The organism is Flavobacterium ginsengiterrae, from assembly GCF_039539785.1.
GTDB classification, from domain to species: domain Bacteria; phylum Bacteroidota; class Bacteroidia; order Flavobacteriales; family Flavobacteriaceae; genus Flavobacterium; species Flavobacterium ginsengiterrae.
Genome location: NZ_BAABDU010000003.1, coordinates 888,677 through 912,719 on the forward strand (window position 1 = coordinate 888,677; position 24,043 = coordinate 912,719).

General features: G+C 32.9%; 21 protein-coding genes and 1 tRNA gene. 10 read left to right on the plus strand and 12 right to left on the minus strand.

The window, feature by feature from the left end; translation table 11 throughout:
* Positions 1-20 precede the first annotated feature (20 nt).
* From ABD859_RS06725 to ABD859_RS06750, 6 genes are all read right to left on the minus strand, one after another.
* A complete protein-coding gene (locus tag ABD859_RS06725) occupies positions 21-2,639 on the minus strand; it encodes a T9SS type A sorting domain-containing protein (RefSeq protein ID WP_345141966.1) in 2,619 nt (872 codons plus the stop codon).
* Positions 2,640-2,693: 54 nt separating this feature from the next.
* Positions 2,694-3,131 carry a retropepsin-like aspartic protease gene (locus ABD859_RS06730; protein ID WP_345141969.1) on the minus strand — a complete coding sequence of 146 codons (438 nt, stop codon included), beginning with the start codon at positions 3,129-3,131 and terminating at the stop codon, positions 2,694-2,696.
* Positions 3,091-5,742: a CHAT domain-containing protein gene (locus ABD859_RS06735; RefSeq protein WP_345141973.1), complete on the minus strand. Its 2,652-nt coding sequence runs from the start codon at positions 5,740-5,742 to the stop codon at positions 3,091-3,093. The genes ABD859_RS06730 and ABD859_RS06735 overlap by 41 nt, the downstream gene beginning before the upstream one ends.
* 112 nt (positions 5,743-5,854) lie before the next feature.
* Positions 5,855-7,807, minus strand: coding sequence for a PKD domain-containing protein (locus tag ABD859_RS06740; protein ID WP_345141976.1), 1,953 nt, complete (start codon positions 7,805-7,807; stop codon positions 5,855-5,857).
* 111 nt (positions 7,808-7,918) lie between these two features.
* The gene (locus ABD859_RS06745) at positions 7,919-8,908 is read right to left on the minus strand and encodes a hypothetical protein (RefSeq protein ID WP_345141979.1); all 990 of its coding nucleotides are present in this window, start codon (positions 8,906-8,908) and stop codon (positions 7,919-7,921) included.
* An 81-nt stretch (positions 8,909-8,989) separates the two neighbouring features.
* Entirely contained in the window at positions 8,990-9,289 is a 300-nt protein-coding gene (locus tag ABD859_RS06750) for a hypothetical protein (RefSeq protein ID WP_345141981.1), read from the minus strand.
* 130 nt (positions 9,290-9,419) lie between these two features.
* On the opposite strand from ABD859_RS06750, the gene ABD859_RS06755 reads away from it, so the two are divergent.
* From ABD859_RS06755 to ABD859_RS06775, 5 genes are all read left to right on the plus strand, one after another.
* Positions 9,420-10,004: an RNA polymerase sigma factor gene (locus ABD859_RS06755; RefSeq protein WP_345141984.1), complete on the plus strand. Its 585-nt coding sequence runs from the start codon at positions 9,420-9,422 to the stop codon at positions 10,002-10,004.
* A gap of 2 nt (positions 10,005-10,006) precedes the next feature.
* A complete protein-coding gene (locus ABD859_RS06760) occupies positions 10,007-10,729 on the plus strand; it encodes a tetratricopeptide repeat protein (RefSeq protein ID WP_345141986.1) in 723 nt (240 codons plus the stop codon).
* Positions 10,730-10,921: 192 nt separating this feature from the next.
* Positions 10,922-11,689, plus strand: a complete 768-nt coding sequence (locus ABD859_RS06765) for a TatD family hydrolase (protein ID WP_345143883.1) — start codon at positions 10,922-10,924, stop codon at positions 11,687-11,689.
* Positions 11,690-11,753: 64 nt separating this feature from the next.
* Complete coding sequence (locus tag ABD859_RS06770; RefSeq protein ID WP_345141989.1) at positions 11,754-12,890, plus strand: 1-acyl-sn-glycerol-3-phosphate acyltransferase; 1,137 nt, start codon at positions 11,754-11,756, stop codon at positions 12,888-12,890.
* A complete protein-coding gene (locus tag ABD859_RS06775; protein ID WP_345141992.1) occupies positions 12,880-13,908 on the plus strand; it encodes an asparaginase in 1,029 nt (342 codons plus the stop codon). Before ABD859_RS06770 ends, ABD859_RS06775 begins: the two co-directional genes overlap by 11 nt.
* 299 nt (positions 13,909-14,207) lie before the next feature.
* Here the strand turns inward: ABD859_RS06775 and ABD859_RS06780 are convergent, their stop codons facing one another.
* A complete protein-coding gene (locus ABD859_RS06780) occupies positions 14,208-15,449 on the minus strand; it encodes an MFS transporter (protein WP_345141995.1) in 1,242 nt (413 codons plus the stop codon).
* A gap of 91 nt (positions 15,450-15,540) precedes the next feature.
* Here ABD859_RS06780 and ABD859_RS06785 point away from each other — a divergent pair, with 91 nt between their 5' ends.
* The 3 genes from ABD859_RS06785 to ABD859_RS06795 all read left to right on the plus strand — a co-directional run bounded on the left by ABD859_RS06785 (position 15,541) and on the right by ABD859_RS06795 (position 16,996).
* Entirely contained in the window at positions 15,541-16,410 is an 870-nt protein-coding gene (locus ABD859_RS06785; RefSeq protein ID WP_345141998.1) for a LysR substrate-binding domain-containing protein, read from the plus strand.
* A gap of 59 nt (positions 16,411-16,469) precedes the next feature.
* Positions 16,470-16,556: transfer RNA gene (locus tag ABD859_RS06790), tRNA-Ser, on the plus strand.
* 104 nt (positions 16,557-16,660) lie between these two features.
* Positions 16,661-16,996 (plus strand): hypothetical protein, encoded by a 336-nt coding sequence (locus tag ABD859_RS06795; RefSeq protein ID WP_345142001.1) that lies wholly within the window; start codon positions 16,661-16,663, stop codon positions 16,994-16,996.
* Positions 16,997-17,036: 40 nt separating this feature from the next.
* On the opposite strand, the gene ABD859_RS06800 is transcribed toward ABD859_RS06795, so the two are convergent.
* From ABD859_RS06800 to ABD859_RS06810, 3 genes are all read right to left on the minus strand, one after another.
* Positions 17,037-17,786 (minus strand): SGNH/GDSL hydrolase family protein, encoded by a 750-nt coding sequence (locus ABD859_RS06800; RefSeq protein ID WP_345142004.1) that lies wholly within the window; start codon positions 17,784-17,786, stop codon positions 17,037-17,039.
* Between the two features lie 61 nt (positions 17,787-17,847).
* Positions 17,848-18,630, minus strand: coding sequence for a DUF3050 domain-containing protein (locus ABD859_RS06805; RefSeq protein WP_345142006.1), 783 nt, complete (start codon positions 18,628-18,630; stop codon positions 17,848-17,850).
* An 86-nt stretch (positions 18,631-18,716) separates the two neighbouring features.
* Positions 18,717-19,898 carry an acyl-CoA dehydrogenase family protein gene (locus ABD859_RS06810; protein WP_345142009.1) on the minus strand — a complete coding sequence of 394 codons (1,182 nt, stop codon included), beginning with the start codon at positions 19,896-19,898 and terminating at the stop codon, positions 18,717-18,719.
* Between the two features lie 171 nt (positions 19,899-20,069).
* On the opposite strand from ABD859_RS06810, the gene ABD859_RS06815 reads away from it, so the two are divergent.
* Entirely contained in the window at positions 20,070-21,830 is a 1,761-nt protein-coding gene (locus tag ABD859_RS06815) for a helix-turn-helix domain-containing protein (protein WP_345142012.1), read from the plus strand.
* 8 nt (positions 21,831-21,838) lie between these two features.
* Here the strand turns inward: ABD859_RS06815 and ABD859_RS06820 are convergent, their stop codons facing one another.
* Together ABD859_RS06820 and ABD859_RS06825 are read right to left on the minus strand one after the other, a co-directional pair.
* Complete coding sequence (locus tag ABD859_RS06820) at positions 21,839-21,991, minus strand: rSAM-modified peptide (protein WP_345142015.1); 153 nt, start codon at positions 21,989-21,991, stop codon at positions 21,839-21,841.
* A 51-nt stretch (positions 21,992-22,042) separates the two neighbouring features.
* Positions 22,043-22,207: an rSAM-modified peptide gene (locus tag ABD859_RS06825; protein WP_345142018.1), complete on the minus strand. Its 165-nt coding sequence runs from the start codon at positions 22,205-22,207 to the stop codon at positions 22,043-22,045.
* 232 nt (positions 22,208-22,439) lie between these two features.
* Between ABD859_RS06825 and ABD859_RS06830 the strand changes: the two genes are divergently transcribed.
* Positions 22,440-24,002 (plus strand): vitamin K epoxide reductase family protein, encoded by a 1,563-nt coding sequence (locus tag ABD859_RS06830; protein WP_345142021.1) that lies wholly within the window; start codon positions 22,440-22,442, stop codon positions 24,000-24,002.
* Positions 24,003-24,043 lie beyond the last annotated feature (41 nt).

Sequence of the window (24,043 nt, forward strand, 5' to 3'; positions counted from 1 at the left end):
CGTTATTGAGATTCTATTCTTTATTTCTTTACAATTTTAACTGTTTTGATTTTTCCTTCTGCTTTAACCTTTAAGAAATAAAGTCCCGAAGAAATATTTGATAAATCAATTTCAGAGTGTGTATTGTTAATTTGTTTAGCAAAAATTGATTTTCCTGAAACCGAAATTACCTCAACTTCATCAATTTTTGATGCATTACTAAGGCTTAAAGTATGTTGTACAGGATTTGGAAAATATCTGAAATTTGGCAGTACAAAATCGTCTGTAGAAAGAGAGCCGTTTAATTTTGCAGTTACAGCTAAACGTTCTTTGCTTTCAACTCCGTTTATAGTCTGCGAAGCATAATACGTAACACCATCAACTAAAACCGTAGACAATGGCAAAGTAGTTTCTGCACTTTTACGTGTTTTGCCAGATACAGAACCTGGAGAACTGTACCATTTAACATTAGGAATATTCAAAACTAAATCGCCTAATGTTTGTCCTGATTTAAATTCTAAAACAACTTCTTCTTTACCTTCAAATAATGGAGCTGGAACATCAACAGTAACATAAAGCATCACCAAACAACCATTTTCATCCTGCGCAATTACCTGATAATCTCCCGGTGATAAATTTGAAAATACATTATTAGTTGAAAATTCGGCCAAATTTGGAGAAATAGCATACACGATTTTTCCTGTTCCTCCTTGAGTTTCAATTTTTATAGTTTGATCCTGAACTATAACATTTGCCATAAGAGGCATTGCAGGTTCTGTTATCATTACTGTTATCATTACGTCACAACCAAAAGCATCTTTGGCTATTATATTATATGTACCGGCACTCAGGTTATTAAAAGTATCTGGTACTGAAAATACGCTGCCATTAATAGAATATTTATAAGGGAGCTGGCCTCCGGTTGCATTCACTTTAATAACTCCGGTATAATCTCCTTTACATCTTATGTTTTGCTTCTCAGCTGTAATTACCAGAGCTGGCGTCTGATGCACTTCTACATAAGCATTGGCTGTATTATTTTGAGAATCTTTAACTATAATGTTATACATCCCTGGATTTGCAGTATTATAAACATTCAAATTTGTAAATGTCTGACCGTTGTTAAATGAATATTGGTAAGAACCACTGCCGCCTTCTGCTGTTACAGTAATCATTGCCGGCATGTTGCAGTTTATCGCTGTTGCCGTTGCCACTACAGTAAGCGGATTTACATTAATACCTGATTTTGAAACTATGCAGCCGTTCGAATCTTTAACGTATACTTCATGAGTTCCTTTTGGTACATTCTGAAATATATTGCTGTCCTGAAAATTTAAAAAATTCAAAGAATATAAATAATCTCCAGTGCCGCCAGCTGCATTTACAGTTATAGTTTGATTGTTTACAACTACAGTAGATGTAATTGGATTAGGCTCCTGTATTGTAAAGTTAAAAGGAGCAGATAAACAATTATTTTCATCCTTGATTACTGCATGATATGTACCAGCACTCAAACCGTTAAAAGTATTACTAAGCTGGAAATTTCCACCGTTAAGAGAATATAAATATTGGCCTTGCCCGCCAGATACTTTAATTGTTATAGAACCATCGCTTGCTCCCACACAAGTTACATTTCGAAGTTCATAAGTATATGAAATTGGAGGAGCAACAGGAACTACAATTACAACTGAAGCTTCTGCATTTTGGCCGTCTCGAACCTTTACGGTATAAGTTCCTGCTGCTAAGCCATTAAAGACATTTGAAGCAGAAAAATTAGTTCCATTAATAGAATAAGTATAAGAAGGTTTACCTCCAGCCGCTATTGCAGTAATGGTTCCCGTTGAATTATTACAATTAATTGTTGTTGTATTGGCAGCTAAAGTTAGCGGCGGATAAATAACGACTGGAATTTGAAATATACACCCAAAAGTATCTCTCACATTAACGGTGTAATTGCCTGGACTTACGGTTGTAAAAACAGGGCTGTTTTGAAAATCTAAACCATTCAAAGAATATTGATAATCCTCAGATCCTCCTGTCGCATGAACAATTATTACATTTTGATTTTCAACTGTAATATTTGCACTCAAAACATTAGGTTCTGTTATTTGTACTGTATAAAATGCGCTGAGACATCCCAATGCATCCTTTGCTTGAATATTGTAAGCTCCCGGAGGTAGATTATCTAATTGTAGAGGATTAAAGCCGCCGTTATAAACAGTATAAGGACTTCCATTTATTTGATATGCATAGGGAGCTTTACCACCTGATGTTATAACAGTTATGTGGCCATCGTTCATTCCCTTACAGCGAACAGGCATTGTAAGAGGTGTAACCCCAAGCTGTTCATATATTTTTATATCAAAAAAGTTCGTTGTAATTGTACCATTGTTATCTATTCTGGCATAAATAGTTTTAGAAGAAGCAGAACTGGAATAGTTTAATGGATTTGCAATTGCATTTACATTATTATTAGCATCATCAGCGCTTAAATGAAAAGTAATTGTAGTTTCTGCAGGATTTAAATTTCCCAGCAAAAGAGAGTTTTTAGAAGTTAAATCAAATGAAGTATCTCCATAGCAGTGCTCAATACCGCTGACCTGAGCATAAAATAAATGGGTAAATAACAAAAAAAGAAAACAAAGTAGAGTTTTTTTCATAGGTATAAATTTGTTAAAATGGCTTAACAAATATATCTAAAAAACTAGATTCTATTACTTTAAATACAAATAATGGTTAAAATAATCAATAATTGCTTTTCCTTCCAGTAAAACATCAGCGCCAATAATGCCGTCAACCGGTTTTGCTTTATACGATTCCAGAGCTTCATTAACATGAGAAAGATCAAAAATTACAATGCTGAAATCTTTGTTTTTCCAGCTTCCTAACTGTAACGTATTTTTAGAAGAAATCTGCGTTAACATTCCAGTCCCGCCTGCACCCGAAGCTTTTGTTTTTGATTTTTTAGCATTTAGTTCAAAACGTTCAATGCTTTCAAAACCAACGCAGGTATTAGATGCACCCGTATCGAGAATAAAACTTCCGGAAACGCCGTTAATTTTTGCTTTTATTTGAAGATGCTGTGTTTTAGTAACCTTGAATTTTATTTTTTTATAATTCTCTTTTTTGAGAATTTCGTGAAGATTTTCCATTTCGGTAATGATTGAAACCCAAAAATAAGCCAATTACAATCAAAAAGCTAATCCCGTAATAGATATAATTTACTGATTTTTTTTCTGACGAAATAGAACCATAATACACAAACGAACTCCAGTAATATGGAGATTTCTTAGCATTTGTAATTGATTTGTCATTTAAATATTCGCGTTTAGCATTTGTATTAGCTTCAAAATACAAAACATCATTTTTAATGTTTTTATAAAAATCCGACATAAAAACCGAAGTTGTAAAGTCGTTCACCTTCCATAACGAAAACAATAAATTCTGCGCTCCCGCAAACTGAAAACCTCTGGCAATGCTCATAGCGCCTTCGGCTTTGTATAATTTGCCAATTCCGGTTTCGCACGCACTTAAAACCACCAAATCAGGATTAATATGCAGGTTATACAATTCAGAATACAGAACTTCCTGATCGTAAAATTTAATGCTTGCCGGAGTTTCAATATCGCCAGACGAAGCGTGTGTACTCAAATGAAGAATAGAATATTGAGACGCATTATTTTTAAAATCTGAAAATCCCGCTTTGGCATTTTCTAAATATTTCCCTTTAAAATTTCTTCGAATAGATTCCAGTTCTTTTTTGGAATAACTCAATTCAAAAGCTGTTTTTTCGAAAACCGGAAAAACACCCAAAACATTTTTTTCAGATTTAGAAATTGGTTTTGAGTTTAGGTAAATACTAGCTGAAGTATTATACGCAATTTTAAAATCGTTCAGCAAATAATGCATTTTGGCAAAATTTGTTGTCTTGGATTCTTTTGTAATTAAAGCCTCAAAAGGAATAAAATTTAAAATTCCGTCAGGAACAATTATAAGATTTTGATAAGTCGAATTATTTGGAAATTTCAGCAAATCATAAACATCTTTTCCATAATGATTATAGCCCGAAATATCATTTGTAATAGCATCTGGACTATTAAAATAATCAATAAACTGAGCAATTCTAGGAATACCAAGATGCGTAATATTAATTTTGTTTAAAACAATTTTATTATCCTGTAAAACAAAAAAATACAGCTTTTCAGATCCCATAAAATAATATACCATCATTGCTTTGTCATTTTCTAATTGAGAAAACAAAGCTTTTATATCGCATTTTTCAGGAAGAAAATCAGGATTTTGAGATTGTATTTTTTTCAGTGAAATAAGCAGTTCATGCTGTTTTTTAATAAACTGATTGATCTTTGAAATATTGGCCGAATCACCTTTTTGCTGTTCTTTTAAAATACTGTTATTTAAATTCTGCAGTTCTTGTAAAAGCTGTTTTTCTCCTGCCGAAGCATTTTTAATATTCGATCTGTAGCTTTTTAAAATACCAGATTTTGTTTTTTCAGAGAGTTGAAAAGCTTCTTCAATGTACTGAGTCCGGCCTTCTTTTTTAAATAATTGATCGTAAATCGAAATGCATTTTTCTGTACGGTTTCGTGATCGTAACTGCATCAGGATTTTAGAATTTTCATAAACCAGAGCATTCATCAAAACATCTTCAATGTAAAAAGAAAGTTCAAAAGCTTTAAGTGCTTTTTTAGGATCGTTTATTTTTAAAATTTCAGCCTGTAAATCGAGAGCATCAACCAGAACCGTTTCGGCATACAATTGATTTTCGTCCGGCAGAATAATTTTTGAATTATAATTTGGAATCAGTGTTTTAAAAACCGAAGAAATCTGTTTTGTGCTTTCATCATATTTTCTTTCATCAAAAAGTAGAAGTGCTTTTTCATAATACAATTTCGCAATTTTTCTAGGCTGTTTATTCATTGATTTTACAAACAATTCTTCAGCCTTTTGCATATACAAATTGGCTGTATCAAATTGCTGCCATTGTCTGTGCATTGAAGCCAGATTGCGATAAGAATTAGACAAAGTTTCGAATTGATTTTTCTCTTTCTCCAGATATTTTATCGAAGCTTTAAAAGCTTTTTCTGCATTATGGGGAGCATTTTTAAGCATTAAGAAAGGCTGAGATCCCAGCCAGTAATTATTGCCCAGATTGTTCAATAAAATACCTTTTTGAACATCTGATAATTTGTCGGTTTTTAAAGTATTTTCTAATACTTCAATCGCTAGTGAAATCTTGCCTGAATTTTGATAAACATTCGATAAATTTAAAATCGCAGCAAATTTCTGCCTTGTAGAATCAGGATAATTTTTAGAAGTATTAACAATAAAAAAGTATTGTTTTATGGTATTTTCGGCACTGTCATAATCGCCCAAAACAGTATATAAATTCCCCAGAGGTTTTAAGCAGAATTCAACAATATCATAGTCACTCAGTTTGTGTTTCTGATAAATCTGCCACGCTTTTTCGTAACTCGAAACCGCATTTTGTGACCGTCCAAACAAATTTTCATAATACGCTTTATTGCAGTTTAAAACCACAATGGCTAAAAATTCATCTTTCGTTTTTGGTTTTTGACTTTTCCAGAAATCGGCCTCAGCATTCGATAAATCGTGTATCGCTTTCGCGGAAGGATGAGCGGTGAATACATCAATCGCATGATAGATTTTATCTTCCTGATTTTGCCCCGAAAGAGTCAGATTTATCAAAAGAAAGATTAAACCATATAAGTGATGTAAGTTCATATTATGTTGTTTTAATTTCACAGAGATTTACAAAGTTTATTCACAAAGATTCGCAAAGGATAAAAGTTTTGTGCATCTCTGCGAAACTTCTGCGTATCTCTGTGGAATAATCTTAAAACTTCCAGATGCCGTAAACCTGAAAATAATTAAAATTCTGCTCAAAATTCATCACATAACGCGCTCCCAAACTTGGACCAATTCTGGCAAAACCAGCTGTTAAATCAAATAAAAGTCCTGTTTTAACATCTGTAAAAGTGTTTTTTATTTTATTTGATGAAGTACTTGTGTCAATTAAAAAATTCCCTTTGTCGCCCTCATACGTATCTGTTTTTATGCTTTGATGCTGCTCTGAAGATACATTAATATTAGCCTGAATTCCAGCGCCGACTCCAATATAATTATTAATATTATACCGAATTAAAACAGGAACTTCCCAATTAATATTTTTATTTTCTGTTGAAGTTGTAGTTCTAATTAACTGCCTCGTTCCGTTTGCATTTGTATTTATCTGATCAACAATCTTAACAGCGCTGTTATATTGATTAAAAGCATTTTCCCATTCTACCTGCCAGTAAAAACGATACGATTTAAATGGAGAAAGGGTAGCGCCCAAAAAGTAACTGGTTGATTTATCTAAATCAGGATAAAAATTGTAACCGGCTTTTACACCAACCGAAATTCCGGGAAGAAATCTAGTTGTGGCGTAGTTGGTAATAATGGGTTCGTTTTTGTCGAAAATAATCGATGTTCGGCTTCTGGTTTTTACTTTATGAAAATCTTCGCCAAACTTCATCGAATATTTTACAAAACCTTTTGTACTGTCTTTTTCTTTTACATTTTTCTGCTCTGTTCCCGGCAGATAAATATTTTTAAACGTAAAAATAATCTGCTTTTGCTTGATAATTGTATCCAGACAGCTTACGGTTGGTTCTTCGCCTTTTGGACAAATTGGACATTCCGGATACATACTTTCGATCTGAAAAGTTTTTTTGTCGAACATATCCGGAATATCAGTTTCTAAACGGATTTTTCTGGCTGGACCTTCGCCGTTATTCTGAAAACGGGTTTTAAAATTGACTCTTTTAAAGCGAACCAATCTGTAATTCATAAAACTTCCGTTAGAACCCATTTTGTTTGGGTCATGAGAAGTTACAATTTCCATTTCAAGATTTTTAATTTTATGGTTTTTGTAGCTTCGGTTTGGAACAAAAATTCCGCGCATGGTAACCGTTGCGCTGGTATCTTTTATCATTTCGGGCGTGGTTTTAAACGTGTAGAAAATATTGCGTGTTTCGCCCGGATCAGCATTGTCAAATTCTAAAACCGAAACATTATGATAGGTTTTATGAGCGTCTAAAAGCGAAGCATCTAAATCTTCTTCAGTAGTAGTATTTCGGTATTTTTTAGGTTTGAAATTTCCTTCGGCGGAAGCCACAAAATTATTCGAATCGTTGAGATCGTTAACCGAAGCAACCAAATTTTCTTTTACCTCACGTTCTTCTGCATAAGTTCTAAAATCGCTTAATTCGAAGTTATTGTGTTTAAATTGTTTCTCGTTATAAAATAAATAAAGCTTACCGGCTGCAACATAATTTTCAAGATTTTGATAACTTACTACGACTACCATTTCCTGATCTGGAATAGGATCGCAGTTTTTAATAATCGCAAAACCGTTTTGATCTGCAATTGAAGCTATGTCTTTATAATTATTGTCTGTAATGTCATTTACGGCGACTTTTTTCGGGCGTGTTGCCGGAGGTTTTCCGTTGTCATAATTGTTCGTTACAGCAAGTCTTGTGGTGTAATTTCCCTTCTTTTTGTAAACATGTTTAGGTTCAGCTTCTTTACTGTAATGTCCATCGCCCAATTCCCATAAATACGAATAACTTGGTTTGGGCGCACCGGCAATAGGAATCAACGGCGGTGTTTCAGGTTTATACGTTACGGCATTTCCGTTTTGAATAAAACTGATATTGGCTCTTCGGGTTATGGTGTCTTTTACTTTGGTTTGTCCTATTGAAAAAATCGAAAATAGAATAAAGAAAATAGACAGTTGTGGTTTCATAACTAGATAGTTTTGGGTTCTAAAATCTTAGAAATCAATTTTAAAACAGATTAAATGTAAAAAAAAGTGATGAGCAAATCATCACTTTCTCTTAAAAAAAGCATTTCTAAGTTACTGTATGGCATTAATTGCAGCAACAAGCTGAGCTTCGGTACCGACTGTTGTTTCGGCAAGGGTAAAAGTGTAAACGTCGTTGGCAGCAACGGTTACAGCTTTAATGGCATATCTCCACTGGCCATTTGATTCTGTTACAAAAATCACGTGGCATTTTAATCCAATAGGAATCTGGCCATAATGTTCGCTGAATAATCCTGCAGGCGTGTAAGTATCTAATTTTGCCAGAGCGTTTGTTCCTTCACCATCATAAGAAAGATAAACAGCACTGTTATTGTTATCATATCCGTCTGGCGCTTTTGCTAAAATAGTGGTTTTAGGTCTTGGATCGCTGTAAAAACGGTCAACATTTGTCCATCCAAAGTTGCCAAAAGTTACATAATAGTTAGCACCTTCACCTTGAACACCGCCTTTACCGTTGGTTCCGTCAGCATTTGCTTTAGCTTCCTGCCAGGCAAGTTCGCCTTTGTCGTCGATTACTCCAGTCCATAGCGTCATTAAGTTGTCATAACCATTTGTCAAAGCAGTTGGCACAATCATATTCATAGTACAAGAAGTTTGTAATTCAACTCCGCCTTGTGTTGCTTTGATAAAAAATTCTCCTCCTGAAATTAAAAGATTTTTCTTTCCATCAGCAGTAATTCCCATTGTTGGTTTGTTTGTTACCAGCATATTTCCTTTATCAAAAAGTTCGATATATTCAATATCAACCTGTCCCGTTACAGGATTTCCGTTTTTGGTAAGACAGTTTCCGTTAATATATAGTTTAACTCCTTTTGCCGAAGTTAATGTTACAACACCATCTCCTGCTGTGATGGTAAAATTTTGAGTATTTCTTTTTACTCCTTTTTCGCTGATGCTTTTAAATGCACCCGAAGTTGGAGGCAGTACAATATCGCCGCCGTTATCTACATCGCTGTTATCACAGCTTACAAAAGAGAATATTAAAAGGAATAAAAGTCCGATTGTTTTAAAATTTGTGTTCATAATTTCTGGTTTTAATGATTATTATATAGATAGATGTTCCGGGTTAGAATTTTGTTACCCTGTTTTTTAATTTTTTTTTATTCATGCCAAAATACATTTGTCTTCAAACAGATTTCCGTCTTCGTCAACAGCTACAAGAATGCTTTTCTTCTGCGAAAGCTTAATAATTAAATAGACCCATACAACAGACCAAAGACCAAAAGTGATACAGGTAAGAAATAGGTGAAAAGTATGTTTGACCACTTTTTTTTCCTTCGATAAAACTACATAAGGCAGTTTTTCGTTATGCTCAACGATTACAAAACCATTTCGTGTTTTAGCCGAAATCATTTTGTAGAATTTATCTAAAGTCTTTGGGTTTGTAAATTGATAAGTTTCCATTTTCTCTTAATTTTTAACTGTTTTAAAAGATTTTTGTTTACTTATATCAACTGAAATTGTTAATTGTTACCCTATTAGTAGAAATTTATTTGAGATTCTTTTTTAACTTTATCTGATTAAAAGTTTTTTTATGGATAAAAACAAAATACATCCTGACCAAAAATATATCGATGGCCTTGCCGAAAACAACTCGGTAATTATTCAGTCTATCTATAAAAAGTTTGTTCCTAAAGTGGTCATGTTTATTATGAACAATTCCGGCGACAGAGATCAGGCTCAGGATATCGTTCAGGAAATTTTGATTTTGCTTTTTAATCAGGCCAAAGCCAATTCATTAAAACTAACCTGTCCGTTTGATGCTTACTTCTTTTTATTGTGTAAAAGAAAATGGCTTAACGAACTCAAAAAAACATCAAACAAAGAGGTAACAATTATTGAAGATGTTTTATCTATTAATGAATCTGCACACGAATTAATTGGCCACACCGAAGAATTTGATGAAAAACAACAGCTCTTCGATACTATGTTCCAGAAATTGGGAGACAAATGCAAAGAGTTATTAAAACTGAGTTTTGAAATTAAATCTATGGAAGAAGTGGCCGAAAAATTAAATGTGACGTATGGTTATGTACGCAAGAAAAAATCACTTTGCGTAGGTCAGCTTACACAGTGGATTCAGGAAGCAAAAAACTTTAAATCTTTAAAAAACAATTAGTCATGAATGAAGAACGTTACATATTATTTGATCAATATCTTCAAGGCGAATTAACGATTGATGCTAAAAATGAATTTGAAAAACAATTGTTAGAAGATCCAGAATTTGCATCAGAATTTGAAACTTTTAAAGAGGTGCAGTTTCAGCTGGCTAATAAGTTTGGAATTGAAGCAGAAAGAGAAGCTTTTAAACAAAACCTGACTCATATATCTGAACACCATTTTGATAAAAATACAAAAGTAATTGGTTTAAAACCCTGGTATCTGGCGGTTGCCGCTTCGGTTGCTGTATTGTTTGGGCTGTTCTTTTTTAATTATAACCAAAATCCTGTTTTTGCAGATTACAATAATCCGGAACAAGCCTCTTTTACAGTAAGAGGAACGGTTAATGAAAGCTTAAAACAAGCCGAGGAAATGTATAATGCGAAAAGATATAATAAAGCAATTCCGCTTTTTGAAACCGTTTTACAAAAACAAAAAACAGCAGAAATTCAGTTTTTTTACGGCGTTTCTTTACTCGAAGAAAGTCATTATTTAAAAGCAGAAGCTGTTTTTAACGAGCTTAAAAACGGAGTTTCTGTTTACAAAGAAAAAGCAGTCTGGTATTTAGCTTTATCTAAACTAAAACAAAAAGATTACGAAGCCTGTAAACAAATTTTAGAAAGCATTTCTGAAGATTACGAAGGTTATGATCAGGTACAAGAACTTTTGCATCAATTAGATTAATTTTTTTCACAAAAAATATAAAGCAATAAACCTTTATCAAGTTCAAAGCTTGGCAAAGGTTTTTTTCTTTTTAAATAAAATAATGAGAAACAGAACAAGTTCATTTTATTGGCATTTAAATAGGAAATTGCTATTCTTTTATTATTGTCGTAATTTTGGCAGCTATAAAAATTAAGACAGTTGGAACCTACTATAACAATCACCGATACACATACCCATTTATATTCTGAAGAATTTGATCAGGATCGCGACGAAATGATTCAACGTGCCATAGACGCTGGAGTTACTCGTTTTTTTATTCCTGCAATCGACGCTGCAGCAACGCAGTCAATGTATGATTTAGAAAAAAATTATCCGGATAATGTATTTCTAATGATGGGGTTGCATCCCACTTACGTGAAAGATAATTACGAAGACGAACTAAAACACGTAGAAACCGAATTATCAAAACGAAAATTCTACGCAGTAGGCGAAATTGGGATCGATTTGTATTGGGATAAAACCCATTTAAAAGAACAGCAGATTGCTTTTAAAAGACAAATTCAATTGGCAAAACAATACAAACTGCCAATCGTAATTCATTGTCGTGAAGCTTTTGATGAAATTTTTGAAGTGCTGGAAGAAGAAAAATCTGAAGATTTGTTTGGGATTTTTCATTGTTTTTCCGGAACTTTAGAACAGGCATTACAAGCTATTTCTTACAATATGAAATTGGGAATTGGAGGTGTTGTGACTTTTAAGAACGGAAAAATCGATCAGTTTTTAAATCAAATTGATTTAAAACACATCGTTCTTGAAACAGATTCTCCATATTTAGCGCCAATTCCTTACAGAGGAAAAAGAAACGAAAGCAGCTATCTAATCAATGTAATAGCTAAATTAAGCGATGTATATGGTGTTTCTGCAGAAGAAATAGCAGTAATTACAACCCAAAATTCAAAAGACGTTTTTGGGATTTAACCTGAGCCTTACAAAACTTTAATTTTTTTTTTGTTCTTTTGCCCACTTAAAACCGATATAAATAATGCAGAGATTTGATGCCATTCGACCTTTTTATGATTCCGAAATAAATGAAGCACTTCATGATGTTGTAAATCACCCAATGATGAAAACCATGATGAACTTTACTTTTCCGGAAGTAGAAGATGAGGTTTGGAAGGAACAATTAAAGAAAACACATTCTATTCGTGATTTTCAATGCAATTTTATTTATAACACGATTCAAAAAGTCCTGGAAAAAAGCTCAGAAGGCTTAACGACTTCAGGTTTTGAAAAACTAGAACCTAATACTTCTTATTTGTTTATCTCCAATCATAGAGATATTCTTTTAGATACAACATTATTAAATGTTTGTTTGTTCGAACATGGTTTGGTAATGACAGCTTCGGCAATTGGAGATAATCTGGTAAAGAAAGCTTTTCTGGCAACTTTGGCAAAACTAAACAGAAACTTTTTGGTTTTAAGAGGATTAACACCTCGCGAAATGCTGCAAAGTTCTAAATTATTGTCTGAATATATGGGACAATTACTGCTTCGAGAAAATCGTTCGGTTTGGATTGCACAGCGTGAAGGAAGAACAAAAGACGGAAACGACGAAACCAATCCGGGAGTTTTAAAAATGATTGGAATGGCTTCTGACGAAACTGATTTAATGAATTATTTTAAGAAATTAAAAATCGTTCCGGTTTCTATTTCTTATGAATATGATCCGACTGATGTTCTAAAAATGCCGCAATTAATGGCAGAAGCAAATAACGAAGTTTACGTAAAAGACAAAAACGAGGATTTCATGACCATTTTAAGTGGTATCATGGGAACTAAGAAAAGAATACACATTTCTGTAGGCGATGTTTTAGATACAGAAATCGACCAGATTGTGGCAGAAAATGATAACGCTAATAAACAAGTTCAGGCTTTGGCTCAAACTATTGATGATGTGATTCTGAAAAACTATCAATTATGGCCTACAAACTTCATTGCGTACGATATTTTGAACGAAACAGACCGTTTTGCCGATAAGTATAAGGAAAGTGAAAAATCATTGTTTGAGCGTCGTTTAGAGATGCGCATCGGAAGTGATAATCCTGTTACAAGACAAGGGTTTTTGGCCATGTATGCAAATCCTGTTGTCAATAAATTAAAATACCAAGATGTCATCTAAAGCTAAAATACTGCTGATTTATACCGGAGGAACTATCGGTATGAGTAAAGACTTTGAAACCGGAGCGCTTAAGGCCTTCAATTTTGGTAAATTAATTCAGAAGATTCCAGAAATTAAACAATTGGACTGCGAAATCGAATCGATTTCATTTGAACATCCTATTGATTCTTCTAATATGAATCCTCAAATGTGGACCAAAATTGCCGCAATTATTGAGGAAAACTACGCATCTTACGACGGTTTTGTAGTGTTGCACGGATCAGATACGATGTCTTATTCAGCTTCGGCATTGAGTTTTATGCTCGAAAATTTAGCAAAACCAGTTGTGTTTACAGGTTCGCAATTGCCAATTGGAGATTTGCGTACCGATGCCAAAGAAAACCTGATTACAGCTATTCAAATAGCATCACTTTTAGAAAACGGAAAACCAGTTATTACCGAAGTTTGTTTGTATTTTGAATACAAATTATACCGAGGCAACCGAACGTCTAAAGTAAATGCAGAACATTTTAGAGCATTTACAGCGCCAAATTATCCTGAATTGGTAGAATCTGGTGTTCATTTAAAACTAAATAAACATTTATTTCTTCCTGTAAATAAAGACGCTAAACTAATCGTTCACAAAAACTTAGACAATCACGTAGCAATTATAAAAATGTTCCCAGGAATGAGCGAAATTGTTTTGGCTTCAATCTTGGCAACTTCTGGTTTGCGCGGCATTGTTCTGGAAACTTACGGTTCTGGAAATGCTCCAACCGAAGATTGGTTTTTAAACTTAATCGAAAAAGCCATTAAATCCGGAATGCATATCGTAAACGTAACCCAATGTTCTGGCGGAAGCGTGAATATGGGACAATACGAAACCAGTACAGCTTTAAAGTCTCTGGGAGTTATTTCTGGAAAAGACATTACTACAGAAGCAGCAATTACAAAACTAATGTACTTACTTGGACATAATATTCCGCAAAATGAGTTTAAAGATATTTTTGAAACTGCTCTGCGTGGGGAAATTTCTTAAATTTAAATTCCAATAATAAAAATTGCTTCGCCTGTTCGCTATCGCTCGGGTCCAAATTCCAAAACTTTGTGTCGAACAAAAATTGGAATTTGGAATTTTTCTTTTTAATATTTTAATCTAGTTTGTCATTTCGAGGAACGAGAAATCTCCCCAAGTAGCTCCGCAATGAAAATCCAATCTTTGTCGAGTTTCTCGCGGAGATTTCTCGTTCCTCGAAATGACAAACTGTTCGGACACAACCAGCTTAATTAAATGAACTTATATAACTTATATGGTTCAAACAAGTTGGAATTTGGAATTTATTTTTTGGAATTTCCATAAGGAACAGGACAAGTCTCCAATTCTTCTTCTGCTTTATGTTTTTTATAATACACATAAACCAAAACAGAAAGAATACAAATAATTCCCTGAATGGCAACCGTAGCTCGAACTCCAAGCGAGTGAGAAACGTAACCAATAATTAAACTTCCCACAGGAATCATTCCCTGATAGGCCATCATATAATAACTAATACTTCTAGAACGCATATTAACGGTACTGTGGGTTTGAATATAAATGTTGATAGACGAAGTTTGTCCCATCATTCCAATACCACTTAATGTCATACATATTAATGCAATCATCATACTGTTGGAAACCGCTAGAATAATAATGCTGAAACCCAAAAGCAAACTCGCGGCAATCATTAGTTTATTCATATTCTCAGCTGATTTTAAGTTAGCAAGATAAACCGCAGATAAAACAGAACCAATTCCAGCAGCACTTTCGAACCAGCTGAAAGTTTCGGCATTTCCTCTAAAAATATCTTTGGCAAAAACCGGCATTAGAGTATTAAACGAAATCACAAACAAACTGCTGCAGGTAAGCATTAACAGCATTCTTGCCATTTCTGTTTCTTTTTTTACATAATCAAGACCTTCCAGTAAGTCGTCGACCATGTTTAGTTTGTTCTCAGCTTTAATGTGCGGTGTGATTTTCATCATAAACAACGAAATCAAAACGGGAACGTAACTAATAAAGTTTCCTATAAAACAAATATCTTCACCATATTCATGCAAAATAATTCCTGCGACTGCCGGACCCGCAATTCGGGCAAAATTATTCATAGTCGAATTTAGAGCGACAGCATTTGGAAGATCTTCTTTATTGTCAACAATATCAATCATCATAGTTTGTCGGCAGGTCATATCAAAAGCATTAATAATTCCCTGCATTAAACTCAGCGCCAGAATAAAGTTGATATTGTAGATTTTAAAATAAATCAGAAGAGCCAGAATTCCTGCCTGAAGCATGGCTAAAGATTGTAAAACAATTATCGCTCTGTGTCGATCATAACGACCAATAATACTTCCGGCCAAAGGCGCCAGAAATAAGGACGGAATCATACTTAAAAACGTAGCCAGCCCTAATAAAAATACAGAACCCGTTATGCTGTAAACCATCCAGCTCACGGCTGTTTTTTGCATCCAGGTTCCAATAACCGAAACAGATTGTCCGTAGAAAAATAACTTGAAGTTTTTTGATTTTAAGGCTTTAAACATAACTCATACTATTTGAATACAAAGTTCGGGATTATGATTTCATTAGAAAAATTAATAATTTTACTGATAATAAGTATTTAAACTTATCAATATGGAAATTTATCAATTACAATATTTTATTAAAACTGCTGAGGTTTTGCATTTTACAAAAGCTGCCGAATTGTGTTTTGTAACCCAATCGGGACTTTCGCAGCAAATAAAAAAACTCGAAGAAGAACTCGGTATGCCTTTGTTTAAGCGAATTGGCAAGAAAGTACAATTGACAGAAGCAGGTTCTGTTTTTTTAATTCATGCCAAAAAAGTTGTAGAGAATATCGAAAACGGAAAACAAGCCATTGTAGATTTAAACGAAATGATTGGCGGTGAACTTCGAATAGGTGTTACGTATATTTTTGGACTTTTGATTCTGCCCGTTGTCAACACATTTGCAAAACAATATAAAAATCTGAAAATCATTGTAGAATACGGTACTACAGAATCTCTCGAACAAAAATTGATTAATAATGATGTTGATGTTGTATTGGTAATTCCATCACATTCTATCGATCTGCCTATTCAAAAAGTTCCTTTGTTTACTTCAAATATGGTAATGGCAGTTTCTAAAAATCATGCTTTGGCGGGTTTAGATAAAATAGCTTTTAAGAAAGTAGAAGACATTCCGTTGATACTACCCGGAAAAGGTTCGAATTCAAGAGAATTTGTCGAAGAATTATTTCAAAAGTTCAATATGAAACCTAAGATCTCAATCGAACTACATTCTATTCATGCTTTATTGCAAATGGTTGAAACCAGCGATTGGTCGACTATAGTTGCCGAAAAAGCCCTGAAAGGCTGGGATAATCTGAGAGCTATACAAATTACAGGCGTTGCAACTAAAAGAGAAGCATATATGTTAACCATTGGCAGTTATCAAAAAAAAGCCGTAAAACTATTTATGGAAGAATTTAAAAAGAGCATTTAAGTAATCTTAAATTTACTTTTGTAAACTCGATTTTTTTTGTGTTCTTTGCAGACCAAAATAGAAAGGTGTCCGAGTGGTTGAAGGAGCTAGCCTGGAAAGCTAGTATATGGGTAACTATATCGAGGGTTCGAATCCCTTCCTTTCTGCAAAATAAGAAACCGCAATTCATTTAAAATGAAATTGCGGTTTTTTTATTTTATATGTTTTAAAAGCTTACGTATTTTAGTATAAGATTTTAATAAATTGAAAAATGTACCAATATTATTTTCGTCCGGCCTATAAATCAGAAGAGCTTTTAATTGACATTTTTGGCGGGGCAGAAAATGAAAATTTTATTTCTGATTTTCTAAATGCGATTGCTGTTTTAAATCCCACAATGACAGACATTCTCGATTTGTGGATGAACGACGAAGTATTGATGAGTTTCGATTCTGAAATAGGATCGTTTACACTTTCTAAAGATATTTGGGGATTGGCTTTTATTACGGCAGAACATAATCAGAAAGGTTTGTTGAAGATTAATTCTATTTTAGAAAACTCAGAAATGTTTACAAAAGTTGAGGTTGATTTTGAAAGATATAAATAGATTTTAAAACAGGATGACAATAATTTTCAATTTTTAAAAATTAATCTTGCAAAGCCATTTTTACTTTCGGCATCATACGATCTACAAACATTTTATAAGCAGATTCAGAAGGGTGAAGTCCGTCTGAGGCAACAAGACTCGGATTGTTTAATCCTTGTCGTGTAATATCTGTAATAGAAACAAAAGTAACATTGTTATTAGTACAATAATTCTCGGCAAAGCTGTTGTATTGATCGATTTCTGCTGAAATTGCCGCGTTTTGACTGGAAGTAACATTTTTTCCAAAAGGGGTGTAAGCATAATCCGGGATGGAAATTACAACTACATTCTTGCGATCGCCTTTTGCCAGCATAATAGCTTTGTTGACCAATTCTGGAAATTCTTTTTCGTAGACAGAAAAGTTTTTATGCTGATATTGATTGTTAACGCCAATTAAAAGCGTAACCAAATCATAATTAGGCTCTGGATTTTGGTTATTAATTGCTAAAAGTAAATTGGAAGTTGTCCAGCCGGTTGTAGCAATTATTTTTAAAGAAAAATCGGTTTGAGGATAAAGTGCTTTAAGACCAGTTTTGAGCTGTTCCGGAAAACGGCAGGTTTCGCATACACTTTGTCCAATTGTATAACTATCGCCCAATGCAAGATAGTTTACAGATTTTGAAATGGGAATATTGGGAGCAGGTGTTACAGGCGGCGTTATAGTTTTGGCAGAGCCGGATTCGTCTGTATTACAGCTTAAAAGAAATATGGAAAGAATAACAGTAACTACTTGTTTAAATTGAGGCTTCATAATTTGTTTAAATTTGGCGTGTTTAAACAAATAGTTACGTTAAAAATATTGTTTTGGTTTTTTAAACCATTTCTGCTTTTAAGATAATTTCTTCTTCAATAGCATTCCAAAGTCCAATACGTTTTTCAAGTGCTAAAATTGAAACTTCTTCAACTTCTTTCCATTTTTGAGCATCATCTTCACATAAATCAGTAATCATTTGCATAGCCATTGGTCCGTGCTCATCGGCATCAAGTTCAATGTGTCTTTCGAAATAATACAATAATTTCGTTAAATCAGTATCTGGAAGGTTTTTTTGAAAGTTTTTCAGAATTTCGGTAAACATACTAGGAATTAAATCTTCTCTTCCAAAAGTAAAAGCGGCTGCAATTTGATGCGGTTTTCCTTCTTCAATCACTCTAAAAGTAAAATCTAAAAAAGCTTTGATTTCCGGGTGAAGCGAACTTTGTTTAATGGCAACAAAAATATTGTGAAGTGATTGTACTTCGGCTAAAAACTTATTGATTTCTGTAGTGTCTGCACCACAGTCTTCCATTGCTTCAAGATACATTTCGTAATGACTTTGTCTTCTTCCGTCTATTGCTAAATCTGTTTCTTCGGCAAGAACAATTTCATTAATTAAATATCTTGTTTCCGGATTTTTAGTGGCAAACCATGGCGTTGTTGTACAGGTAAGTTTGGCTTGTAAAGCTTTTAATAAGGACATAAAATCCCAAACGGCAAAAACATGATTTTGTACAAAACTATGTAAGTCGTCTATACTTTGAATTTTTTTGTAAAGTGAATGGTTTAAAAGCTGATCTTTTTGAGGTTGAATGCTATTGTTTATAGTTTCAATATTCATTTAAGGTAAATTTTGGTGCAAAGATAAAAAGCTTCTCGGTTAGAAGAAGCTTTTTACATAGTTTTTGTATATAATTTAATAGTTGTTTACGATTTAAATGCTGGAATTCCAGTTACATCCATTCCTGTAATCAATAAATGTATGTCGTGCGTTCCTTCATAAGTAATAACACTTTCGAGATTCATCATATGTCTCATAATTGAGTATTCTCCGGTAATCCCCATGCCACCCAGCATTTGTCTTGCTTCGCGTGCAATGTGAATTGCCATGTCGACATTATTACGTTTTGCCATAGAAATTTGAGCAGTCGTTGCTTTTCCTTCGTTTCTTAAAACACCTAAACGCCAGGTTAATAATTGCGCTTTTGTGATTTCGGTAATCATTTCAGCCAATTTTTTCTGTTGTAATTGCGTTCCTCCAATTGGTTTTCCAAACTGAATTCTTTCTTTAGCATAACGCAACGCCATATCGTAACAATCCATAGCGGCACCAATTGCACCCCAGGCAATCCCGTAACGAGCAGAATCTAAACAACCCAGCGGAGCTCCAAGCCCTGATTTATTTGGCAAAAGATTTTCCTTTGGCACTTTTACATTATCAAAAATTAATTCTCCGGTTGCAGATGCACGAAGCGACCATTTATTATGTGTTTCTGGAGTTGTAAAACCTTCCATACCGCGTTCTACGATCAAACCGTGAATTCTTCCTTCTTCATTTTTTGCCCAAACTACGGCGATATCAGCAAAAGGAGCGTTGGAAATCCACATTTTAGCACCATTTAAAAGATAATGATCGCCCATATCTTTAAAATTCGTAATCATGCTTCCGGGATCAGAGCCATGATCTGGTTCTGTTAAACCAAAACATCCCATATATTCTCCGGTTGCCAGTTTTGGCAGATATTTCATTCGTTGTTCTTCATTTCCATATTTCCAAATAGGATACATTACTAATGAAGACTGTACAGATGAAGTAGATCTTACGCCAGAATCTCCGCGTTCGATTTCCTGCATAATTAAGCCATATGAAATTTGATCTAATCCTGCACCTCCATATTCAACAGGAATATAAGGTCCAAAACCGCCAATTTCTCCAAGTCCTTTAATAATTTGTTTTGGAAATTCAGCTTTTTGAGCATATTCTTCTATGATAGGAGAAACTTCTCTTTTAACCCATGCACGTGCAGATTCGCGAACTAATTTATGTTCATCAGTTAATAAATCGTCAAGGTTGTAATAATCCGGGGCCTGAAATAAGTCTGGTTTCATTTTTGATAGTTTTTTGCAAAACAAATTTACGCAATAAAAATATAACAAAACAAAGCATTATTGTTATATTTATATAAGTTGGTTGAAAAATAATCACAAATAAGGTGAATTAATTTTAGTTTATTGATAATATATAAACTAATTTTGAGATTCCAAAAAAACATATATTGAATGAGGCTGATCATCTCTTTTTTACTTTTTTTTGTTCTAAATGTTTCTTTTTCTCAGCAAAATAAAGAATTGACAGAGCAGGAATATTTACTCTTGCAGGATAAGATTCGATTAAATTTGAATGCAGACAGAGACAGCGCGACAGTATATGCTAATAAAATGGCTAAGTCCGGCAATTACAAACATAAGGCTTTTGCAAATGTCGCACAGGCATATTTACTTCAACTAAAAGATAATACGGCAAAATCTAAAGAAAAATATGAGCAGGCATTTCAATATTTGGAAAAAATGCCGGAATCAAAAGATAAAGATCAGCTTAAAGCATATTTATATAATTATGGAGGTTTGATTGAAGGTGCGAGAGGAAACTACAGTAAAGCACTTGAAAATTATCAAACCGGAATGAAAATCTCTACAAATATTGGAGATGTCATTCAAATTGTAAAATTTAAAAGTAACATAGCTTTTATAAATGAAGCAATAGGGAATTATCAGTTAGCAATTAAAAATCTTAAACAATTAAATGTCTTTATTGATAATAACGAGAGTTATTTTACTAAAGAACAATTTAATACGGTTAAAAGCAGTAATAATTTGACATTGGCTGCATCGTATGAAGGCTGGTACATGAAAAACCAGTCATCAACAAAACTCTTAGATTCTGCTGCATTTTTTTATAAAAAGACAGTTTCATATTCTCAAAACTTACCTATTAACAATATTAAGGCAAAAATTAGTCTGGGTAATGTTTATTATATGAAGAATGACTATACGAATGCTGAAAAAACGTATTATAATATTGTGTTTTATGCCAAACAGAATAATTTAAAAAGAGAATATAAAATTGCTAATTATAATTTAGGGAATTTATATTTTGAAACTAAAAAGTATGATAAAGCACTGGTGTTTTTCAAGAAAGTCGATTCGGTTTCAGAGATAGATAATTTGAGAGATGAAAGTTTTTTAAAATCAAACTATTATCAGGCAAAAATATATAATATATACAAAGAGCCGCAAGAAGCTTTTAAACATTCAAAAATATATCTTGATAATTATGAAAAATCTGAAGCAAAGTTAAATAATGAAGCTTTAGAAGTAAATTATAAGTTGGGAACAGGTGACCTTAGCGATGAAATGGTCACGATTCAAAAAAAATATGAAAATGATGTATTGTTAAATAAAGCTCTTAAGGTGTTTTATGTACTGCTTGTTGTTGGAATTGTATTTTTGCTTATTAAAAATATAAGAGATAAAAATAAGGCTCATAAAAAAATGAACGCTTTAATTGAAGAATTTAAAGCTAATATCGAAAAGAAAAATAATGCTGAAAACGAAGTAATTGAGCAAAATGAGGCAGAAGTTTTTGAAAATGAAGAAGTTCATTTCAAAAAAGAAAATATGCCTTTGAGTATTGATGAAGCTAAAGAAAACAAAATTGTAGAAAAATTATTGGCACTCGAAAGTAAACAAGAATTTTTAAATGCTGATTTTACTTTGTCTTATGTTGCTAAAAAGATTAAAACAAATACAACTTATTTGTCTTATGTGGTAAACAAACGGTTTGGAAAATCTTTTGGAGAATATTCTAACGAACTTAAAATCAATTATGTTATCAACGAAATGATAACAAACCACATGTATAGAAAGTATTCTACTCAGGCAATTGCAGAAAGTGTTGGATTTAAAAATGCTGTATCGTTTGCTAAATCATTTCGCAAAAGAACTGGAGTATCTCCAGCTCAATTTGCGAGTAATATTTAATTTGAGTTTTATCCAAGTGTTCCACCACCACCTTTAATAGGATCTTTGTTGCCATCAATTGGCGGAGTTGCAGGATCATCTCCACCACGAACTGATTTTTGCTTATTTCTATCTATTTTTTCTGAAATAAAATCCTCTATATTTAATTTTTTACTTGTCATAATTTTATATTTTAATGTTAATTTTATGTGCTGAAATTGATTTTTTATTTATTATCCCACAGTTCCTCCTCCGGTTCTAATTGGGTCTTTATCAGGTCCTGGCTCTTCTCCTCCTCGTACCATTTTTCTTTCATTTTTTGATAATTTTTCTGCCTCAAAATCTTCGAATTTTAATTTAATATTTCCCATCATTTTGTGTGTTAAGGTTACTGACATGTCAAAACTAAATAAAATGACATGCCCTTGATCGAGAATTGGGTTTTAGAGCTTCTTGTGAATTTATTTCAAAGATAATAAATTGTAAATCAATATTTTATGTTTTAATAGTGACTGCTATAATTTATAAATTGTATGTAGTATAATTAATAAAATGTATGCGTCTGCGATTATTTTTTGAATAAAAACAATAATCTTTGCATTGGAAATATGATTTAAAACGGTCCCAAAAATGTTAAAACTTATTCAAAAATTTCTTCAAATAAATCGATATTCGGAAGTGAAAAACGAGTTCAAAGACTTGTTTCTTTCTCACCCGAATTTTCCTAGTTTATTTGCGATAACAGATTCATTCGATTTGTTGTCAATTGAGAATGCAGCGATAAGAGTTCCGAAAGAACAAATTGTAGATTTACCGTCAAATTTTCTTGCTTATTTCAAAGATGAATTAGTGTTAGTTGAAAGAGCAAAAGAATTTGTTAGAATCACCACAATTAAAAAAGGTTCACAAAAAATATCATACGAAAAGTTTCTTTTAGACTGGAACGGTGTTATTGTGGCAATCGAACCAAATAATGTTGTGGCAAGAGAAAATTTAAAAGTTGAGTTGAGCTGGTTAAAATACCTTGTTCCATTTTTACTTTTAGGCGGTTTGTCTATTTTTTACCATTCTTTCAATCTGTTTAGTTTTACATTTTTACTAACTACTTCGCTTGGTTTAGTTGTGAGTATTTTAATTGTTCAGGAAAAACTTGGTTTTAAAAACAGTATTATTTCAAAATTTTGCAGTTTAAGTACTAATTCATCATGCAGTTCAGTAATTAACTTTAGCGGAAATTACGAAAACAAATGGATTGGTTTCTCTGATTTGCCATTATTATTTTTTGGAGCAAGTTTTATCGCAGTTCTAGTACAGCCTTTAAGTTCTTCCATTTTTGTTGGGTTTTTGAGTTTATTGGCTATACCTGTTATTGTATCCTCAATATGGATTCAAAAATTTGAACTTCAAAAATGGTGTGTTATGTGTTTAATGGTTTCGTTTTTGATTTTTACCCAAAGCTTAATTTGGTTTTCATCAGACCTATTCACATTAAGTTTTAGTTTCAATGCCATGTTTCCGTTCTTATTTTCACTGTTATTGCTTGTGCCAATATGGTATGTGGTAAAATCGGCGGCAAAAAATGTTCTGGAAAATGAAAATTCTCTAAAAGAATTGAAAAAATTTAAAAGAAACTATTCTCTGCTTAATTTCTTATCTAAAAAAGTGCCAATTACAAACGGGTTCGAAGATTTAAGAGGTTTAAATTTTGGTAACAGAAATGCAGTAGTAAAACTTTCAATAATTATAAGTCCAAGCTGTGAACATTGTCACAAAACATTTCAGGAAGCTTTTGATTTAGTTTTAAAATTCCCTGATAAAATATTTTTAAATGTTTTATTTAATATAAACCCGGAAAACGTTGATAATCCTTATAAAGCAGTTGTAGAACGTTTATTAATTATAAACAGATCGACTCCAGGAAAAACGGTTGAAGCAATTTCTGACTGGCATATTAAAAAAATGAGTTTGAAAAAATGGCTTAAAAAATGGTCTATTGATTCAGTAAGTATTATGATTAATCAGGAAATCAATAAACAATATGAGTGGTGTTCTAAAAATGATTTTAATTATACACCCGTTAAAATTGTAAATGAAAAATTGTTTCCAAATGAATATGAGTTAAGCGAATTGAAATATTTCTTAAATGATTTTGTAGAAGAAAAAGAAACAACAATTCTCGAAAAGACGGCCTAATATTTACATTCTTTATGAAGTAAATATTTTTGAAAAGGAAT

What these genes read in the sequence shown, in the direction of transcription:
- ABD859_RS06795 (WP_345142001.1), top strand. Translation starts at nt 16,661, where the DNA reads ATGTACCAATATTATTTTCGTCCGGCCTATAAATCAGAAGAGCTTTTA.
- ABD859_RS06730 (WP_345141969.1), bottom strand. Translation starts at nt 3,131, where the DNA reads ATGGAAAATCTTCACGAAATTCTCAAAAAAGAGAATTATAAAAAAATA.
- ABD859_RS06775 (WP_345141992.1), top strand. Translation starts at nt 12,880, where the DNA reads ATGTCATCTAAAGCTAAAATACTGCTGATTTATACCGGAGGAACTATC.
- ABD859_RS06820 (WP_345142015.1), bottom strand. Translation starts at nt 21,991, where the DNA reads ATGACAAGTAAAAAATTAAATATAGAGGATTTTATTTCAGAAAAAATA.
- ABD859_RS06780 (WP_345141995.1), bottom strand. Translation starts at nt 15,449, where the DNA reads ATGTTTAAAGCCTTAAAATCAAAAAACTTCAAGTTATTTTTCTACGGA.
- ABD859_RS06750 (WP_345141981.1), bottom strand. Translation starts at nt 9,289, where the DNA reads ATGGAAACTTATCAATTTACAAACCCAAAGACTTTAGATAAATTCTAC.
- ABD859_RS06725 (WP_345141966.1), bottom strand. Translation starts at nt 2,639, where the DNA reads ATGAAAAAAACTCTACTTTGTTTTCTTTTTTTGTTATTTACCCATTTA.
- ABD859_RS06800 (WP_345142004.1), bottom strand. Translation starts at nt 17,786, where the DNA reads ATGAAGCCTCAATTTAAACAAGTAGTTACTGTTATTCTTTCCATATTT.
- ABD859_RS06755 (WP_345141984.1), top strand. Translation starts at nt 9,420, where the DNA reads ATGGATAAAAACAAAATACATCCTGACCAAAAATATATCGATGGCCTT.
- ABD859_RS06815 (WP_345142012.1), top strand. Translation starts at nt 20,070, where the DNA reads ATGAGGCTGATCATCTCTTTTTTACTTTTTTTTGTTCTAAATGTTTCT.
- ABD859_RS06770 (WP_345141989.1), top strand. Translation starts at nt 11,754, where the DNA reads ATGCAGAGATTTGATGCCATTCGACCTTTTTATGATTCCGAAATAAAT.
- ABD859_RS06760 (WP_345141986.1), top strand. Translation starts at nt 10,007, where the DNA reads ATGAATGAAGAACGTTACATATTATTTGATCAATATCTTCAAGGCGAA.
- ABD859_RS06735 (WP_345141973.1), bottom strand. Translation starts at nt 5,742, where the DNA reads ATGAACTTACATCACTTATATGGTTTAATCTTTCTTTTGATAAATCTG.
- ABD859_RS06830 (WP_345142021.1), top strand. Translation starts at nt 22,440, where the DNA reads ATGTTAAAACTTATTCAAAAATTTCTTCAAATAAATCGATATTCGGAA.
- ABD859_RS06805 (WP_345142006.1), bottom strand. Translation starts at nt 18,630, where the DNA reads ATGAATATTGAAACTATAAACAATAGCATTCAACCTCAAAAAGATCAG.
- ABD859_RS06745 (WP_345141979.1), bottom strand. Translation starts at nt 8,908, where the DNA reads ATGAACACAAATTTTAAAACAATCGGACTTTTATTCCTTTTAATATTC.
- ABD859_RS06785 (WP_345141998.1), top strand. Translation starts at nt 15,541, where the DNA reads ATGGAAATTTATCAATTACAATATTTTATTAAAACTGCTGAGGTTTTG.
- ABD859_RS06740 (WP_345141976.1), bottom strand. Translation starts at nt 7,807, where the DNA reads ATGAAACCACAACTGTCTATTTTCTTTATTCTATTTTCGATTTTTTCA.
- ABD859_RS06810 (WP_345142009.1), bottom strand. Translation starts at nt 19,898, where the DNA reads ATGAAACCAGACTTATTTCAGGCCCCGGATTATTACAACCTTGACGAT.
- ABD859_RS06825 (WP_345142018.1), bottom strand. Translation starts at nt 22,207, where the DNA reads ATGTCAGTAACCTTAACACACAAAATGATGGGAAATATTAAATTAAAA.